General features: G+C 63.0%; 13 protein-coding genes and 5 pseudogenes. 10 read left to right on the forward strand and 8 right to left on the reverse strand.

The annotated features are described in order from the left end of the window. Window positions 1-232: 232 nt before the first annotated feature. Entirely contained in the window at window positions 233-1,651 is a 1,419-nt protein-coding gene (locus tag C793_RS0101580; protein ID WP_083871872.1) for an IS1380 family transposase, read from the reverse strand. 74 nt (window positions 1,652-1,725) lie between these two features. Here C793_RS0101580 and C793_RS13315 point away from each other — a divergent pair, with 74 nt between their 5' ends. Then, on the forward strand, window positions 1,726-2,064 hold the full coding sequence (locus C793_RS13315; RefSeq protein ID WP_017429193.1) for a macro domain-containing protein: 339 nt from the start codon (window positions 1,726-1,728) through the stop codon (window positions 2,062-2,064). A 30-nt stretch (window positions 2,065-2,094) separates the two neighbouring features. Here the strand turns inward: C793_RS13315 and C793_RS0101590 are convergent, their stop codons facing one another. Together C793_RS0101590 and C793_RS0101595 are read right to left on the reverse strand one after the other, a co-directional pair. Continuing rightward, a complete protein-coding gene (locus C793_RS0101590) occupies window positions 2,095-2,460 on the reverse strand; it encodes a SpoIIAA family protein (protein WP_017429194.1) in 366 nt (121 codons plus the stop codon). Between the two features lie 156 nt (window positions 2,461-2,616). Then, window positions 2,617-3,222: a DNA-3-methyladenine glycosylase family protein gene (locus tag C793_RS0101595; protein WP_017429195.1), complete on the reverse strand. Its 606-nt coding sequence runs from the start codon at window positions 3,220-3,222 to the stop codon at window positions 2,617-2,619. Between the two features lie 52 nt (window positions 3,223-3,274). On the opposite strand from C793_RS0101595, the gene C793_RS0101600 reads away from it, so the two are divergent. The 5 genes from C793_RS0101600 (at window position 3,275) to ridA (ending at window position 8,327) form a co-directional block, all read left to right on the forward strand. After that, window positions 3,275-4,471 carry an MFS transporter gene (locus C793_RS0101600; protein WP_017429196.1) on the forward strand — a complete coding sequence of 399 codons (1,197 nt, stop codon included), beginning with the start codon at window positions 3,275-3,277 and terminating at the stop codon, window positions 4,469-4,471. Window positions 4,472-4,587: 116 nt separating this feature from the next. Then, entirely contained in the window at window positions 4,588-5,202 is a 615-nt protein-coding gene (gmk, locus tag C793_RS0101605; protein WP_017429197.1) for a guanylate kinase, read from the forward strand. 149 nt (window positions 5,203-5,351) lie between these two features. Then, the gene (gene rpoZ / locus C793_RS0101610; protein WP_017429198.1) at window positions 5,352-5,630 is read left to right on the forward strand and encodes a DNA-directed RNA polymerase subunit omega; all 279 of its coding nucleotides are present in this window, start codon (window positions 5,352-5,354) and stop codon (window positions 5,628-5,630) included. A gap of 64 nt (window positions 5,631-5,694) precedes the next feature. Further along, a complete protein-coding gene (locus C793_RS0101615; protein WP_017429199.1) occupies window positions 5,695-7,821 on the forward strand; it encodes a RelA/SpoT family protein in 2,127 nt (708 codons plus the stop codon). 116 nt (window positions 7,822-7,937) lie between these two features. Next, entirely contained in the window at window positions 7,938-8,327 is a 390-nt protein-coding gene (ridA, locus tag C793_RS0101620; protein WP_017429200.1) for a deaminase RidA, read from the forward strand. Window positions 8,328-8,389: 62 nt separating this feature from the next. Here the strand turns inward: ridA and C793_RS0101625 are convergent, their stop codons facing one another. Then, a complete protein-coding gene (locus C793_RS0101625; RefSeq protein WP_017429201.1) occupies window positions 8,390-9,283 on the reverse strand; it encodes an SDR family oxidoreductase in 894 nt (297 codons plus the stop codon). Between the two features lie 176 nt (window positions 9,284-9,459). Here C793_RS0101625 and C793_RS0101630 point away from each other — a divergent pair, with 176 nt between their 5' ends. Together C793_RS0101630 and recG are read left to right on the forward strand one after the other, a co-directional pair. Beyond that, a complete protein-coding gene (locus tag C793_RS0101630; protein WP_017429202.1) occupies window positions 9,460-10,389 on the forward strand; it encodes a hydrogen peroxide-inducible genes activator in 930 nt (309 codons plus the stop codon). A 1-nt stretch (window position 10,390) separates the two neighbouring features. Further along, window positions 10,391-12,481 (forward strand): ATP-dependent DNA helicase RecG, encoded by a 2,091-nt coding sequence (recG, locus tag C793_RS0101635; protein WP_017429203.1) that lies wholly within the window; start codon window positions 10,391-10,393, stop codon window positions 12,479-12,481. A 6-nt stretch (window positions 12,482-12,487) separates the two neighbouring features. On the opposite strand, the gene C793_RS0101640 is transcribed toward recG, so the two are convergent. Both C793_RS0101640 and C793_RS14845 read right to left on the reverse strand, forming a co-directional pair. After that, window positions 12,488-13,381, reverse strand: coding sequence for an enoyl-CoA hydratase-related protein (locus C793_RS0101640; RefSeq protein WP_017429204.1), 894 nt, complete (start codon window positions 13,379-13,381; stop codon window positions 12,488-12,490). A gap of 164 nt (window positions 13,382-13,545) precedes the next feature. Beyond that, window positions 13,546-13,928 (reverse strand): annotated as a pseudogene (locus tag C793_RS14845) (integrase core domain-containing protein); the annotation flags it as partial. Between the two features lie 80 nt (window positions 13,929-14,008). On the opposite strand from C793_RS14845, the pseudogene C793_RS14200 reads away from it, so the two are divergent. Beyond that, window positions 14,009-14,961 (forward strand): annotated as a pseudogene (locus C793_RS14200) (integrase core domain-containing protein). Between the two features lie 36 nt (window positions 14,962-14,997). Here the strand turns inward: C793_RS14200 and C793_RS13330 are convergent. Then, window positions 14,998-15,584: pseudogene (locus tag C793_RS13330) on the reverse strand (transposase family protein); the annotation flags it as partial. Window positions 15,585-15,740: 156 nt separating this feature from the next. Here C793_RS13330 and C793_RS13335 point away from each other — a divergent pair. Then, window positions 15,741-16,210 (forward strand): annotated as a pseudogene (locus C793_RS13335) (IS5 family transposase); the annotation flags it as partial. 39 nt (window positions 16,211-16,249) lie between these two features. On the opposite strand, the pseudogene C793_RS0101665 reads toward C793_RS13335, so the two are convergent. Beyond that, window positions 16,250-17,353: pseudogene (locus tag C793_RS0101665) on the reverse strand (IS3 family transposase); the annotation flags it as partial. Between the last annotated feature and the right edge of the window lie 320 nt (window positions 17,354-17,673).

Here is a 17,673-nt window from a genome sequence, read left to right on the forward strand (position 1 = left end):
CCCGCCTCATTCACGAGGGGGCTGATCGGGCTGTCTGAAGGTGCTGGTTGACGGAATTGCTCATTAGGACCGTAATTTCTGACGCGAGCGGCCGCTGAGTAATGCTCACACGCGTCTTTTAGCCCGCTTTCTTATAGCTTTTGGGAATCAATTCCAACCGTCAAAGCAGCCGAGACCGCCGGCCGCCGCTGCGGTCGCTTGATGTCGGGTCCTGTAGTGGTCTCGCGGGGTGTCAGCTCAGCGCGGCCAACTTCGGCAGCCCCTTCAGCAGTGCCGGCCACCACTTGTCGGCGGCGGCGCCGAGGTGAACCGTGATGCGCCGAGCGTGCAGCCTCAGCGTGGCGGCCACCTTGAGCACCTGCTCGCGCATCCGGCTCAGGCTCCAGCCTTGCCGGGTCTGCCGCTCCAGCAGGCAGCGCAGGCCATGTAGCACCTGATAGGCGTAGAGGCTCAGCAGCAGGCTCACCTCGTTGCGGGCCATCACGTCCTGGACGGTGGAGGCGCCGCGATCGGTCGACGAGAGGTGTACGTCGAGCGCCGACTTCACCTCGCCCATGTGCGCCTCGGCGCTGCCGCGCTTGCGGTAGAGCGCCAGAACCTTCTCCGGCGGCCAGTCGAACTTGCCGAGGTTGGTGACCAGGAAGAAGGCATGCAGCAGCAGATCATCGGGGCGTTCCTGCACCACCAACACCACGCGCCGTGGCGTCGGCCAGGTACCGGCCTGGTATTCAAGGTCGTGGCACCATTCCCGAGGCTGCTCGGGCGGCCGGCCGCGGGGCCGCTTCAGGTAAGGCGCCGCCAGCTTCTGCAGGCCGGTGTGACTGCGCAGCCGGCCCAGGTACTCGATGTCCCGCTCTTCTAGGGCCTCCAGCGTGTCGTTGTCGGTGAAGCCGGCGTCGATGCGCACCCGAACCTGGGCGCCAGTGCTTTCGTTGAGCCGCTTCACCAGGTGAGGGATCCAGGTATCGGCGTTCTCGGCGGGGCCAGCGTTACCTTCGCGCAACAGGCCGCCCACCATGTCACCGGTTTCGGCCAGTGAGGCGACCAGCGGCGAGTAGATGCGGGCCCCGTACAGGCCATGATAGGCCGAGCCGCCCTGGTGGCCGTGGACCTCGATCGGCAGGCCGTCGATATCCAGCGTCAGCTGCTTGGGGCGTTCACCGTTCTTCAGCGAGGTCAGGCGCCAGAGCACCAGCCGCAGCAGGCCTTCGTGCACGGTATCGATGTTGTCGTTGCGCCCGAGACAAGTCAGCAACCGCGACAGCGTGGCTTGAGACGGCCGCTCTTGGGCCAGGGGCGTCATGCCACGTGCATCGCTGCAAGCCAGCTGCCAGAGCGGATCGTGACGCAGCGTGTCGGTATCGTCCAGGTCGATCCAGCCCATCGCCCGCTGCATGACCACGGTGCGTAGCTGGCTGGCCAGCGAATGACGGATACGCAGTGGGTGTCGTCGATCGACCAGGTTGTCGTCGAGGGCCTCGATCACGCCGCTGTTGTCGAGGGCTTCACGCAGCAGCAGAGCGCCGCTGTCACTAGTGGTGCGGTGGCCGCTCAGCTCGACACGGACGGAGCCGTTGCACGAGGGCGACCAGGTCGTTAGGGTTTCACCCATGGCGAGTGGTCCTCTTGAATCGTGTTCTGGCAGGAACATCCTGATTCTACAAGAGAAAACCACTCGCCATCTTCGTTTTCAGGCCGGCTTCATGAATAAGCCAGGTTGACGGCTTGCCGGAGGGGCAGGCCGCGTTGACCGATGCCTTCAATCTGCCGGCGCGCTACGTGATTCATACCGTGGGGCCGGTATATAACGAACGCGAAGATCAGTCGGCTCTGCTGGCCGACTGTTACCGCAACGCTCTGCGCCTGGCCGTCGAGCAGGGCTGCGCAACAGTGGCTTTTCCCGCGATTTCCACCGGCGTGTACGGCTACCCGTTTGCTGAGGCTGCCCGGGTCGTGCTGGCGGTCATGCGTGAAGCGCTGCCGGCATACCCGGCGCTTGAGGTTACGTTGTGCTTTTTCAGCGAGGCGGACGCCGACTGCTTCCGGCGGATCGCCGGTTCCTGAGGCCGCCGGTTAATGCCCGAGGCGTGGCGGCTATGCCTTGACCCATTGCCAGGCGTTGTCCAGTTCCCGGGTATCGAAATGTTTTTCGCTGATGCCGACCAGCTTGCCGAAGGGGCTGTCCGCCGCGACGAGCCAGCCCAGCACCTGGCTGTCCGACACTATGGCCAGCCGGTCGAGGTTTTTCAGGTGCTGAAACGTCCATTTCAGATCCTGAAACACGGCGTCGATATCCATGGCGATTCTGCCGTCGAGCACTACCAGCACGCTGATGGACGGGTGTTGTTCTATCAGCGCGTTGAACCGCTCGATCCACTCTTGCTCTTCTTCCGAGGAAATGCGGCCCGAGACTTCCACGCCGATGGTGGCGCCTTCGCTTTGTGGCAGCTGTTTGATCATGGCTTTATCTCCTGCGTGACGTTATCACCTGTCTTGGGGTCCCTGAGAAGCTGGCAAGGTCCCGGGCAGGGGGAAATTGGCTGTCAGCTTAACGGTAGCAGATTCGGGTACCGGCGCAGCGCCCGTCGCCCGCTGGATCACCGCGACATATCAGCGCTATTGGCGATAGCAGTGCCATAGCCACAGTGCGCCGGCGCTGCGATACGGCGACCAGTGCGCCACCAGACGTCGGGACTGTGCCGGTGTGGGACGCTCTGCCAATCCCTTGAGCCGGCCCAGCGCCACGCGCAGCGCCAGGTCATCGGCGGGGAAGATATCTTCCCGCCCGAGCGAGAACATCAGGTAGATTTCCGCGCTCCAGCGGCCAAAGCCACGCAGTGCGGTAATGGCCGCGATGGCGTCGGCGTCGCTCATGACGTCGAGCGAGTCGGCGCTGAAAGTGCCGTTGAGCTCGGCCGCGGCCAGCCCCTGGGCGTACTCGACCTTGCGCCATGACAGCCCGGCGTCGCGCAGGGCTTGCCCCTCGGCGTCGGCCACGGCGCGGGCGTTCATGGCCGGCAGGCGCGCTTGCAGGCGCTGGGTGATCGCGGCGGCAGCCCGCGTGGAAATCTGCTGGCCGATGATGGTGGTCAGCAGGGTGGCAAAGCCTTGATCGCGCTGTGGCGGCGGCGCGGGTATGCCCCGCTGCGGCAGCGCACCGGCGATCTCGGGGTCTTTCTCTGCCAGTGCCTGGATGGCGTGTTCAAGCTCAAGGTGGGGCATGCTACCTTCCGGTGCTCGTATTCCATGTGACCGCTATCGTTCAGGAGATATCATGCAGCCGTCAACGCCCGGCCGTGCCGCCCACCCCCGACTCGCCGAGTTTTCGCTGGCGCTCGGCGGGTTTGGCATCGGCACCTGCGAGTTCGTGATCATGGGCCTGATGAACCGGGTCGCGGAGGATCTGGCCGTGACCGTGCCCCAGGCAGGCTATGCCATCAGCAGCTACGCGCTGGGTGTCGTGGTGGGCGCACCGCTGATCGCGGCTCTGGCTGCCCGGGCGCCCAAACGCGGGCTGTTGATGGGGTTGATGCTGCTGTTCGCCGTGGGCAACGTGGCAAGCGCCCTGGCGCCCGGCTTTGCTTCCTTTGTGGGGCTGCGCTTCATTGCCGGCCTGCCCCACGGCGCCTACTTCGGCGTAGCGGCACTGGTCGCCGCCGGTGCGGTGCCGGTGGACCAGCGCGCTCAGGCGGTCTCCCGGGTGATGCTGGGGCTGACGGTGGCGATTCTCATCGGTGCGCCGCTGGGCACCTGGGCGGGCAATCAGTTCGGCTGGCAGGTGGCCTTCGGCGCGGTAGGAGTGAACGCGCTGATCACTGCGCTCTGTATTCGCCTCTGGGTGCCGGTGCAGCCGGTGGATGACGCCGCCAGCCCGGTGCGCGAGCTGTCGGCGCTGTTCAAACGTCGGGTGTTGATGACGCTGGCGGTGGCTTGCATCGGTTTTGGCGGCATGTTCGCCATATTCAGCTACGTGATGCCCACGCTGACCCATCAGGCGGGCATGAGCGAGGCGCTGGGGCCGTTGGTGCTGGTGGTGTTCGGGCTGGGTACGCTGGCGGGCAACGTGGTGGGCGGCCGCATGGCGGATAACAACCTGCTGCGTGCGATCCCGATGATTCTGCTCTGGTGTGCGGTGATTCAGGGGCTGTTTTTTGTCGCCGCCAACAACGTCTGGACCGGGCTGATGTCGGTAGCGCTGGTGGGCACCAGCATTGCCCTGGCGCCGGCGCTGCAAACCCGACTGATGGACGTGGCCGAAGACGCCCAGACCATGGCCGCCTCGCTCAATCATGCCGCTTTCAATGCCGCCAATGCGCTGGGCGCCTGGCTGGCCGGGGTAGCCATCAGCGCGGAGCTGGGCTGGTCGAGTACCGGCCTGGTGGGCACCGCGCTGGCGCTGATCGGGCTGGTGCTGTTCGCTCTGGGCCAGCTGCTGGAGCGGCGCTCTGACGCGCCCACCTCTACCGCCTGAATGCGCGATATGTGATACTTTGGCGCCTGTTGCAGCGGCTGGCAGGGTGTTCGTCAACAGGGTCGATTCGCCGTCTGTGCCGTTCCTTTTTCATCGCCAAGGTAGGTGAGCGCGTCATGTCTCAAGGTACGCTTTTTGTTGTCTCTGCTCCGTCGGGAGCCGGTAAAACCAGCCTGGTGCGCGAGCTCATCGAAAACCTCAACGGTATTCAGGTGTCGGTTTCGCATACCACCCGCGAGCGCCGGGAAGGCGAAGTGGACGGCGTCAACTACCACTTTACCCGGACGGCCGACTTTGAAGCGATGGTGGAGCGCGGCGATTTTTTTGAATATGCCCGGGTATTCGACAACTACTACGGCACCTCGCAGAAGGCCGTGCAGGAGCGACTGGACGCCTGCCAGGACGTAATTCTGGAAATTGACTGGCAGGGCGCGCGCCAGGTGCGCGAGAAAATGCCCGAGGCGGTCTCGATTTTTATCCTGCCGCCTTCGCGGGACGAGCTGGAGCGCCGCCTGGCCGGCCGGGGAACCGATGCCCACGCGGTGATCGAGCGTCGCATGCAGGATGCCATCAGCGAGATGTCGCATCATGCCGAGTACGACTACATCGTGATCAATGATGATTTCACCACCGCGCTGGAAGAATTGCGCGCCCTGGTGATCAGCCGCCGGCTGACCGCCGGCATGATCGGCGATCGTCATGCGCCGCTGCTCGAGGCATTGCTGTCCTAGCGACCGCCGCCATCGTTGCCCTTGTCATGGCAGACGGGCGTCGAGTACGCTAACCGATTGCGCCAGGGTCTCTACAGGCCCTGCGCTACCGTTTTAACGCCGGGAGATGTCGACATCTTCCGGCGCCTTGACCTCTACAGGAAGAACTCATGGCTCGTGTAACCGTTGAAGATTGTCTGGACAACGTGGAAAACCGCTTTCAGCTGGTGATGATCTCCAGCCAACGCTCGCGTCAACTGGCGCGCGGTTCGCGCGATACCCAGCTGGATTGGGAAAACGACAAGCCTACCGTGGTGGCGCTGCGTGAGATTGCCGCCGGCCTGGTGGATCGTAGCGTGCTGGATGAGCCGGTAGAGGCCCCGGTGAGTCCGCGCCCGATGGATGCCGGCGTACCCGCGGACGAGTCGGCGACGCTCGGCACGTCCTGATCCCGGTTCCGGCCCGGCGTTGGCTCGCCGAGCCGGCGTCTGACAGGTGAGAGAGGCGCGGCGCATGTTTACCATTGACGACCTGGCGGATCGACTTGGCGGCTATCTTCCGGCGGATGAGATTCAGCAGGTCAAGCGCGCCTTCTATTACGCCGAGCAGTCGCACGACGGTCAGCGCCGCCGTTCCGGCGAAGCCTACGTTACCCACCCGCTGGCGGTCGCCAACATCCTCGCCAACATGCACATGGACCATCAGAGCCTGATGGCGGCCATGCTGCATGACGTCATCGAAGATACCAGCGTCGACAAGCCGGCGGTGGAGTCCCAATTCGGGGAATCCGTGGCCGAGTTGGTGGACGGCGTCTCCAAGCTCACCCAGATCACCTTCGAGGACAAGGCCGTCGCCCAGGCGGAGAATTTTCAGAAGATGGTGCTGGCGATGTCCCGGGATATCCGCGTGATTATCGTCAAGCTGGCCGACCGGCTGCATAACATGCGTACCCTGGGCGCGCTGAGGCCGGACAAGAAGCGCCGCATCGCCCGGGAAACCCTGGAAATCTACGCCCGAGTGGCCGGTCGCCTGGGCATCAATACCATCCGTATCGAGCTGGAAGACCTGTCGTTTCAGGCGATCCATCCCATGCGCGCCGAGCGCATCAAGCGTGCCGTGGTGAACGCCCGGGGCCATCGTCGCAGCGCCATGCACCAGGTGCAGTCCACCCTGCAGCAAAGCCTCGAAGAAGACGGCCTTCGCGGCACCGCCATGGGGCGGCAGAAACACCTGCTGTCGATTTATCGCAAGATGCGCGACCAGCGCAAATCCTTTGCCGAGCTGATGGATGTGTTCGGCTTTCGTATCGTCACCGACGACGTGGCCAGCTGTTACCGGATTCTTGGCGTGGTGCATAACCTCTACAAGCCGGTGCCCGGGCGTTTCAAGGACTATATCGCCATTCCCAAGGCCAACGGTTACCAGAGCCTCCATACCACGCTCTTCGGCCCCCGGGGCATGCCCATCGAGGTGCAGATTCGCACCCGCGAGATGGAGGCCATGGCCAACAACGGTATTGCGGCCCACTGGCTGTACAAGGCCGGCCAGACCGACCATCCGATTGCCGAAGGCAGCCGCGAACGGGCGCGCGCCTGGGTGAAGGGGCTGTTGGAAATGCAGCGCCACGCCGGTGACTCGCTGGAATTTATCGAGCACGTTAAAAACGACCTTTTTCCTGACGATATCTACGTTTTCACGCCCAAGGGCGACATCATGGAGCTGCCTCAAGGCGCCACGGTGATCGACTTTGCCTATAGCGTGCACACCGATATCGGCAACAGCTGCATTGCCTGCCGCATTGATCGCCAGCTGGCGCCGCTGTCTACCCGGCTCGAAAGCGGCCAGGCGCTGGATATCATCACCGCCCCAGCGGCGCGGCCCAACGTCGCCTGGCTCAACTTTGTGATCACCGCCAAGGCGCGTTCGGCCATTCGCCATGCGCTGAAACACCAGCAGCAGCAGGAAGCCGTCCAGCTGGGCCGCCGGCTGCTGAACAAGGCGCTCTCGGTCTTCGAAACCAGCGTGGAAGAGCTGGACGATTCGCTGGTCGAACGCGCCCTGGAAGAGCTGGAATTTGCCGACCGCAATGCGCTGCTGGAGTCCATCGGCCTGGGACGACACATGGCCTACGTGGTAGCGCGTCACCTGGTGGATCTGATCGACGGGCAGGGCGCTGCCAGCAGCGAGAGCAAGAGCCAGCAGCCGGTGGTCATCAGCGGCAGCGAAGGCATGGTGACCAACTTTGCCCGCTGCTGCCACCCGCTTCCCGGCGACGACGTGGTGGGGCACCTGTCCGCCGGCAAGGGGCTGGTGGTGCACCGCGCCGAATGCAGAAACCTCACCGACAAGAACAACCCCGACAAGCTGTTCACGCTGGAATGGGCCGACGACATCGCGGAAGATTTCCCGGTCGCACTGCGTATCGAAATCGAAAGCCACCGCGGGCTGGTCGCCGAGCTGGCCGGGCTGGTGACCGATGCCGATGCCAACATCGAAGGTATCAGCATCGAGGAGCGCGACGCGCGACTCTCATCGGTCAACCTGACCCTGGCGGTGAAAGGCCGCGTGCATCTGGCGCGGATCATCAAGCGTATCCGCAACCTCCACAGCGTGGAAAAGATCTACCGACTGGGGCAGTAATAAGCCCCGCATTATCCTGCGTTAATGTTTTTATGCGGCGTATCGTGCTGCACGGTACGCTATTTTTCCCATAAGCCGTATAGCGGCTATGGCGTATATCTCAAGGAGACCGCCCGATGAGTAACAAGGCAGCGATCAACACCGAAAAGGCCCCTGCCGCCATTGGCCCGTATTCCCAGGCCATCAAGGCGGGTAATACCGTCTATATCTCCGGTCAGATTCCGCTGGACCCGGCGAGCATGACGCTGGTGGAAGGCGATGTGGAAGCCCAGACGCGCCAGGTGTTCAGCAACCTTCAGGCGGTCTGCGAAGAAGCCGCCGGCAGCCTGGGCGATATCGTCAAACTCAACCTTTACCTGACCGAGCTGGAGCATTTCGGCACGGTTAACGAGGTGATGCAGGCGTTTTTCGCTGAGCCGTATCCCGCCCGGGCGGCCGTGGGCGTCAAGGCGCTGCCCAAGGGCGCGCGCGTTGAGGCCGAAGCGGTCATGGTGCTGGGCGACTGAGACTCGGTAGGCCGTCGGTTCCTGTAAAAGGCCCGGGCTTTGGCAGCCGGGCCTTTGGCGTATCAGGGCGTCTGTTCGTCGGACTGTTCGGGGAGAAAGCCGCCGACCTGCAAGACCTGGGTATAGCCTTCCCGGAAGTCGGGGTAGCGGAACCGGTAGCCGCTTTCGACGATGCGGGTATTGTCGCAGCGCTTGTTGGTGCGGCGGCGCAGCGGTGTCTGCAGGGTTTCGGTGGCCTCGACTCGGAGCTGACGGGCGAGCCATGCCATGACTTCATGCTTGGTGGCGGGTTCGCTGTCGCTGCATAAATACAGCGGCTCGATGTGCTCGCCGCGCTCCCGACGCTGAATCAGGAAGTCAAGAATGCCGGTGCAGTCATCGCGGTGGATGCGGTTGGTATAGATTTCCGGTGTGACCGCCGCGACCCGACCTTCGGCCACCTGGCGGATCAGGCGATCGCGCCCGGGGCCGTAGATGCCCGAAAAGCGCACCACGGTGCCGGGAAGGGGGTGGTCCAGAAGGCTTTGTTCGGCCTCGCGCATCAGCCGGCCGGAAAAACTACTGGCGCTGGTCGGGCTCTGCTCGTTGATCACCTCGCCGTCCTGCTGGCCGTAAACGCTGGTCGAGGAGACAAACAGCACCTGACGGGGCGGGTTGGCGTGTTGTTGCAGCACGGCGAGCACGCGTTGCAGTCCGTCCCGATAGGCACTTTGGTAGGCGCTTTCCTCGAAGCGGTCGGCGCTGACGGTATAGATCACGTAGTCCGCTTCGGGCAGCGCGTCGGCGCCGGCGTGGTCGAGCGCATTCAGGTCCAGCGCCAGCGGTTCGATGCCGGTACCGGCCAGGGCGTCGGCATGGCGGCGCACGCCGGTCACGCTGTGTCCCCGGGCCACCAGCTCGCGTCCCAGCGTGGTGCCCAGATCGCCACAGCCGATAATCAGTACGCTTGGTTTCACCTTTTCCCTCCTGTACGAAACACGCGTCTTTGACAAAGCGCGTTCTCTTGATAGATCCTCTCTATCAACAGGGCATCACTCGGCGACAATGCCACGTATCCGCCGGCGCCGCGCTGCCGCCGGATACCCGATGACCGCCAGCCTATTCAGCACGGGAGGATGCCACGGGCGCCGCCATGACTCTAACAGAACTCCGCTACATCGTAACCCTGGCGCAGGAGCACCATTTTGGCCGCGCCGCCGAGCGCTGCCACGTCTCCCAGCCGACGCTGTCGGTGGCGGTCAAGAAGCTCGAGGAAGAGCTTGCCGTGCCGCTGTTCGAGCGCTCCAAATCCACCGTTCAGGTAACGCCGCTGGGCGAGAAAATCGTCGCCCAGGCCCAGCGCGTGCTGGAGCAGAGCACCCAGATTTACGCCATGGCCAGCGAGGGCAAGGATCAGCTGGCCAACCCGCTGCGCATTGGCGCGATCTATACCATCGGGCCGTATCTGTTCCCCCACCTGATTCCCGAGATTGCCGCCGCTGCCCCGCAGATGCCGCTATACATCGAAGAGGGCATGACCGGCACCCTGCGCGGCAAGCTGAGAAGCGGCGAACTCGACGCCATCATCGTGGCGCTGCCGTTTACCGAAACCGATGTGCTCACCCGTTCGATCTACGAAGAAGGGTTCGAGGTGCTTCTGCCCGCCGAACATCGCTGGGCTGCGGAAAAGGCCATCAACAAGGAAGACCTGCTCAGCGAACGCCTGCTGCTGCTGGGCGAAGGCCACTGCTTCCGCGACCAGATTCTGGAAGCCTGCCCCGCCATCGGCCAGAAACTGGCCAGCCCCAACAATACCCTGATTGCCGAAGGCGGCTCGCTGGAAACCATTCGTCACATGGTGGCCTCCAAGCTGGGCATTACCGTGCTGCCGCAGTCGGCGCTGGGTAGCGAGCATCACGATCACGCCATGCTCATCAGCCGGCCCTTTGTGTCGCCGGCGCCGTCGCGCACGGTGGCCATTGCCTGGCGGGCGAGCTTCCCCCGGCCCAAAGCCATCGAAGCGTTGATCCAGGCGGCCGAGCGCTGCCGTCAGCCGGTTAACGGCGCCGTCGAGGTAGCCTGAGGTGAGCGAGCTCGACGCGCCGGTTACCGCGCTCAAGGGCGTCGGCGAGGCGCTGGCCGCAAAGCTCGGGCGGTTGTCCATCGAGCGGGTCAGCGACCTGCTGTTTCACCTGCCGCTGCGCTATCAGGATCGCACCCGGCTGACGCCCATGGGCACGCTGCGCGCCGGGCAGGAAGCGGTGATTGAAGGCGACGTCACGGCAAGCGATGTGGTGAAGGGGCGCCGGCGCAGCCTGCTGGTGCGCCTGCGCGACGGTAGCGGCATTATCAGCCTGCGGTTTTTTCATTTTGCTCCTGCGCAGCAGCAACAGCTGCGCTCCGGTGTGCGCGTGCGCGCCTTTGGCGAAGCCCGAGCGGGGGCGACCGGGCTGGAGCTCTATCACCCCGAATATCAGCTTGTGCCGTTACGTCAGGACGGTAGCGAACCGCCGGTAGACGAACACTTTACCCCGATTTATCCCACAACCGAGGGCCTTCACCAGCCGCGCCTGCGCGCGCTGGTCGGCAAGGCGCTGGGCATGCTGGAGCGTGACCCCGGCGGCTTGCCCGAGGTGTTGCCCGAAACGCTACGTCAGCGCTTTGCGCTACCCGGCCTGCAGCAAAGTCTGGCGCTGTTGCACCAGCCGCCGCCGGAAGCGGATATGGAGCAGCTCGATGCCGGCCGGCACCCAGCGACCCGGCGCCTGGCGCTGGAAGAAATGCTCGCGCATCAGCTCAGCCTGCGCGAAGTGCGCCTGCGCATTCAGCAGGACGGCGCGCCGACGCTGACCGACGGTCGCGGGCTACAGGCGCGGTTTCTCACCCAGCTGCCCTTTGCCCTGACCGGCGCTCAGCAGCGGGTACTGGAAGAAATCACCCATGACCTGGCGCGCCCGGCACCGATGCTGCGGCTGGTGCAGGGCGACGTGGGCTCGGGCAAAACGGTGGTAGCGGCCATGGCGGCGCTTGCCGCGCTGGAAAGCGGCTGCCAGGCGGCGATCATGGCGCCCACGGAGATTCTTGCCGAGCAGCATTACCGCGCCTTCAAGGCCTGGTTGGAACCGCTGGGCATCGAGGTGGCGTGGCTCGCCGGCAAACTCAAGGGCAAGGCGCGCCTCGACGCCAAGGCCGCGATTGCCGACGGCCGCGCGCGCATGGTGGTGGGCACGCACGCGCTGTTTCAGGACGACGTGCATTTCCAGCGTCTGGGCCTGGCGATCATCGACGAGCAGCACCGCTTTGGCGTGCACCAGCGCCTGGCGCTGCGGGAAAAAGGCGAGGCCGGCGGGCTGACGCCGCACCAGCTGATCATGACCGCCACGCCGATTCCGCGCACCCTGGCCATGAGCGCCTACGCCGACCTCGACGTGTCGCTGATCGACGAGCTGCCGCCGGGGCGTACGCCGGTCAAAACCGTGGTAGTGAGCGACGAGCGCCGCCCCGAGGTGGTTCAGCGCATCGAGCGCGCCTGCGATGAGGGCCGCCAGGCCTACTGGGTATGCACGCTGATCGAGGAGTCCGAGGCGCTGCAGTGCCAGGCCGCCGAAGTGACCAGCGACGAGCTGACTGCCGCATTGCCGGCGCTCTCCATCGGCCTGGTGCACGGGCGTATGAAAGCCGCCGAAAAGGCCGAAGTCATGGCACGATTCAAGGACGGTGAGCTGGATCTGCTGGTGGCCACCACGGTGATCGAGGTCGGCGTGGATGTGTCCAACGCCAGCCTGATGGTGATCGAAAACCCCGAGCGGCTGGGGCTTTCCCAGCTCCACCAGCTACGCGGCCGGGTGGGGCGCGGCAGCACTGAAAGCTTTTGCGTGCTGCTCTACCCTCCGCCGCTCTCCAAAAGCTCGCGCCAGCGGCTGGGGGTGATGCGTGACACCACCGACGGCTTCCGCATTGCCGAAAAGGACCTGGAAATCCGCGGCCCCGGCGAGGTGCTGGGCACCCGCCAGACCGGGCTGGCGCAAATGAAAGTCGCCGACCTGGAGCGCGATGCCGACCTGCTCGATAGCGTCAGCGCTGTGGCCACCGAGCTGCAGGGCAACGCCGAGGCCTCGTCGGTGTTGATCCGCCGCTGGCTGGGCGATGCCGCCGGGCGCTACGGGCAGGTGTAGCGGCTCTTATTTTTCGTTCGGGCTGCCAAAGCGTGCCGTTCGGCCCTCCCGGCGTGCGGCAACGGCTTCCTGCTGTTCGCTGCCGCCCAGCAGCCCGCTCTGCAAGCGGGCTTCCAGGGCCAGGCGCTCCTGGGTGTTCAAGTCGGGGGACTGCGCCATCAATTCGCTGAAGGCTCTCACCGCGCGCGGTGAACGCGCAGCGATGGTGCGGGCGGTTTCCATGGCAGCCTCACGAGGCGCCTCGGCCAGCCGGCTGACCAAGCCCAGCGTCACGGCTTCTTCCGCGGCTACCCGCCGGCCGCTCCACGCCATTTCGCGGATCGCATCGGGTCTTATGCCCTCGGCGGTCACGCTGATGCCCATGTCGGGCATGATGCCCCATTCGACTTCCAGCAGTGCCAGGCGCGTTTGCGGGTCGGCGATGCGAATATCCGCACCCAGCGCGATTTGTAGTCCGCCGCCGTACACATGGCCCTGTAGCGCTGCCACCACCGGTACGCCCAGGGCGCGCCAGCCCAGAGCCAGGCGCTGAACCGGGTTGATGCCGTCGTCGTCGGCTTCCAGCAGCGACGGCAGCCGCTGGGGCTGCGACATGATGTCGGCCATGTCGAGGCCGGCGCAGAAGCTTTTACCGTCGCCGCTCAGCACCAGCGCACGCAACTCTCCTGAGGCGTGACTCTCCTGGCAGCAGTACCGAGACAGATCCCGCTGAGCTTTCAGCAACCCATCGATCATTGTCCAATCGAGGCCGTTATGGCGATCGGCGCGCAGCATGCGCACCTCGGCCACGTGATCAACGATGGATACCTGTACGCTTTCATCAATCACGTAGTGGGTAGGTGAAGTGGTGGGCGAGTTGTTGGCTGAGCTGTGAGACGAGTTGACGGGCGAATAAGACATAAGGGCGAACTCCCGAGAGATGTTTCTCGAGTGTGTGAGGAAACACGCCAGAATTCAAACAGTCGTTTTATGATGGGTGGCGCGAGACATGGCAAAGCGCCATTAGCCGGGCTTCGTGACTCAAGCCGTGCCGCCAAAACTCCAGCATTAATGTAGTGGTACATGTCGGGTCCCGTGTGATTGACCAACCGCTTGGTAAATAACTCAGGACATTTGACCTGCCATTCCTTCATCGCTGCGATGGGCGACTGGTGGTGCAGCGCCCTCTGCGGCATATGGTGATTGTACAGCCAAGCGTAGCGTTTGAGTGTCTGTTCCAAACATAGCGCCGGGTTGAAAGCACGTCGCTGATCCGGCCGTTGAAGCGCTCTACCATGCCATTCGTCTGCGGCCGTCCCGGCTTGATTAGCCGGTGCTCGATACCATGGGCCTGGCACTCCTGATCGAAGAGATGGCGACCGCTGGGCTTGCGCTCGCCTGCCCGCGTGAAGCGATCGGTGAACGACTTGCCGTTATCGGTGAGCACCGTTTGGATCGTGAAGGAGGCCTTCCCCCCTCTGTCAGCCTGGTTGTCCAGTTGGCGATTTTGCCTGAATCAACATCACCCGGGGCGGCATAGGATCGTTTGTGCCACGTTATTCCGAGGAACGTAAAGCCGCAGTGCTGAAGAAGTTGTTGCCGCCCGACAATCGTAGTGTGACGTCGGTCGCCGCCGAAGAAGGCATCGCGGACGCAACCCTGTATGGTTGGCTGAAAATATGCCGACAACAATGAGTGCCTGTGCCAGGCAAGCGTAAAACCGGAGACGATTGGTCGGCCGATGCCAAGCTGGCCGTGGTGATTGAAGCGGCGTCTCTGTCAGAAGCCGAGATGGGCGCCTACTGCCGCGAAAAGGGCTTATATCCGGAACAGGTGCAGCGTTGGAAAGACGCCTGCCTCCAGGGCGCTGATAAGCAAGAAGAGCAGGAAAAAGCGGCTCAACAGCAGCGTAAAAAAGACCGGCAGACGATCAAGAAACTGGAGTCGGAACTCCGGCAGAAAGACCATGTCCTGGCGGTGAATCCGGCGACCTGGCGAAACAGCTGGTGGAACGTGCTCTGCTGCGTGAGCGCTGTTGGCATACACCGCCGGTGCTGCATTCGGATAACGGCGCGCCCATGACCTCGTATACCTTGCGCGCACGACTGGCGGAGCTGGGCATGCTGATGTCTCATAGCCGCCCCCGAGTGAGCAACAATAACCCTTATTCAGAGGCGTTGTTCCGTACCGTCAAATACTGCCCAGCATGGCCAACAAAGGGGTTTACCTCGCTGGACGCCGTGCGTGAATGGATGCTGTCGTTCGAGCACGCCTATAACGAACAACACCTGCACAGCGGCATCAACTTCGTGACGCCCGACGACCGGCATCGGGGGGTTGATACCCGACGTTTGGCCCAGCGGAAGGCAGTATATGAACGGGCGAAACGCCTGAATCCGAGGCGTTGGTCCGGCAATATCCGATGCTGGGAAGCCACCGAGGTCGTATCGCTCAATCCCGGTAAACAGCAGGAAACCGAGCGCAATAAATGGGCCGCTTAGACGTGGCCATTTGGACAACTGGGTTGAAAACTACCGCTTCTCCTCCACTCGTTTCATGAACGCCCGCGCATCCTTTGCGGACTGACTGTGCCTGACTTCCAAGTAAACCCAGCGCGTGGCACGATCGATGGCGACGTACAGGTAGCGCTTCTGCTGCTCGTCAGGCATCCGAGGCAGGTGTTTGATGTCGATGTGCACGAACCCGGCTTATAGTCCCTGAAGGGCTTGTGCCGGGGCTTCTCATCACCGCCGGCGTCTTGCCGAGCCAGTTCCACCAATGTCGGCACCTCGTGCCGCTTGAGCATGCGATGCAGCCCGGAGCGGGACAAGCGTGGATTCAGGAATTCACGTGCCACGACCGGGAGATTATCCAAGCCGAGGCGAAGGAATTCGCGAGCGGCGATCAGCACCTCCTCTTGCTCGGTTGTGAGCGTGGTCAGCAGGTTATGACGCGTATGGGGCCGATCATAAACATTGTCACGATGCCGCCAACGCCGGATGGTCGCGGTGGAGACGTTAAACTGGCGGGCCAGTTCGCTATCCGTGATGTTGGAGGGTGCCGCCTGGACCTCGGCACGAACCTTCGGTGTCGTCGTGGCCTGCTTATGCAGCTTGATGTCCATGAACCTGTTCCCGAATGAATGGCTGTAGAAGCTCTCTGGCTGCGAGCAGGGGATAACTTCTATAGCTGATTTGATCATCCGGGACCCAACATCTAGGCTTTGTACGAAAAGTGATTTTTGCTAGATTTGCCCATAACGTAGCAGCATAGGTGACGTATGGCAGGTCGTTACGAAGTCTCAAGCCACGGCTGGTCACTGATCGAGGATATTGTCTCCCCGCCACAGCGCATGGGAAGGCCCAGACGAGATGACCGGCAAATATTGAACGGTATTTTCTGGGTACTGTGCTCCGGTGCCAAATGGCGAGATTTGCCAGAGCGCTATGGCCCCTGGACCACCGTGTATGATCGCTTTCGTCACTGGCGCGACAATGGCACCTTCGATGCCATTCTCCAGCGACTGCATCTGCAGCTGCGACAGGATGGGCTGATGGATCTGGACACATGGATGGTTGACTCTACTTCCATTCGCGCCACGCGTGCTGCCTCGGGAGGCGGCAAAAAGGGGGCTCAAACGAACCGTTAAATTATGCGCTGGGGCGCAGTCGTGGCGGATTGACCACCAAAATACACCTAGTATGTGATCGTCACGGCTGGCCCTTGACCTTCACCTTGTCGCCCGGCCAGGACCGGTAGTTTTCAACCCAGTTGTCCAAGTGGCCACGTCTAAGCGGCCCATTTATTGCGCTCGGTTTCCTGCTGTTTACCGGGATTGAGCGATACGGCCCCGGTGGCTTCCCAGCATCGGATATTGCCGGACCAACGCCTCGGGTTCAGGCGTTTCGCCCGTTCATATACCGCCTTCCGCCGGGCCAGGCGTCGGGTATCAACCCCTCGGTGCCGGTCGGCGGGTGTCACGAAGTTGATGCCGCTGTGCAGGTGTTGTTCGTTATAGGCGTGCTCGAACGACAGCATCCATTTACGCACGGCGTCCAGCGAGGTAAACCCCTTGGTTGGCCACGCCGGGCAGTATTTGACGGTGCGGAACAGCGCCTCTGAGTAAGGATTATCGTTGCTCACCCGCGGCCGACTATGGGACATCAGCATGCCCAGCTCCGCCAGTCGCGCGCGCAGGGTGTACGAGGTCATGGGCGCGCCGTTATCCGAGTGCAACACCGGCGGCGTGTGCCAGCAACGTTCACGCAACAGGGCACGCTCCACCAGCTGTTTCGCCAGGTCGCCGGATTCATTGTCATACATCTCCCAGGCAACGATCTTGCGGCTATACACGTCCAGTATCAGGTATAGATACCAATGCTCACCGCGGACTGTTGAGGGACAGTAGCTGATGTCCCAACTCCATATCTGGTTGGGGCCTGATGCGGTAAAGCTGGTTGGCTTTGCCACGTTGCGGGCCGGTGCCGTACGGCCACGATGACTCAGCTGCCGGTACTTTTTCAGTACTCGGTAGAACGACGATTCCGAGGCGAGATAGCGGCCCTGGTCGGCCAGGCGCGGGACAATTTGCGACGGCGGCAAGCTCCGGTATTCGGGCTGGCAGCAGACTGACAACATCGCCTTCTCTTCTGCTTGGGTGAGCTGATGAGGCTGCACTATCCGCTCGGCCTGTGGGCGCTGGTCCATGGTCACTTTGCCATTGGCGTGCCGCCAGCGTTTTAACGTGCGCTGACTCAGCCCCATCATGTTGGCCGCTTTGTAGCGGGCGGCGCCACTGGCCACCGCATCGTCGAAGGCCCTCAGCAGCCTTGTACGTTCGTTCAACGACGTCAGTTGTCCCCGTTGTCCGGGTCTTCGCCGTACAAGGCTTCGAGCTTTTTTGAGAGCACCAGTAACGAGGTCGTTTCCGCCAGGACATGGTCTTTCTGTCGGAGCTCCGACTTGAGTTTCTTGATCGTCTGGCGGTCTTTTTTACGCTGCTGTTGGACCGCTTTTTCCTGCTCTTCTTGCTTGTCGGCGCCCTGGAGACAGGCGTCTTTCTAGCGTTGTACCTGCTCCGGGTATAAACCCTTCTCGCGGCAGTAGGCGCCCATCTCGGCTTCTGACAGAGACGCCGTTTCAATCACCACGGCCAGCTTGGCATCGGCCGACCACTCGTCTCCGGTTTTACGCTTGCCTGGCACAGGCACTCC

Source organism: Vreelandella jeotgali Hwa, from assembly GCF_000334215.1.
Classification (GTDB): domain Bacteria; phylum Pseudomonadota; class Gammaproteobacteria; order Pseudomonadales; family Halomonadaceae; genus Vreelandella; species Vreelandella jeotgali.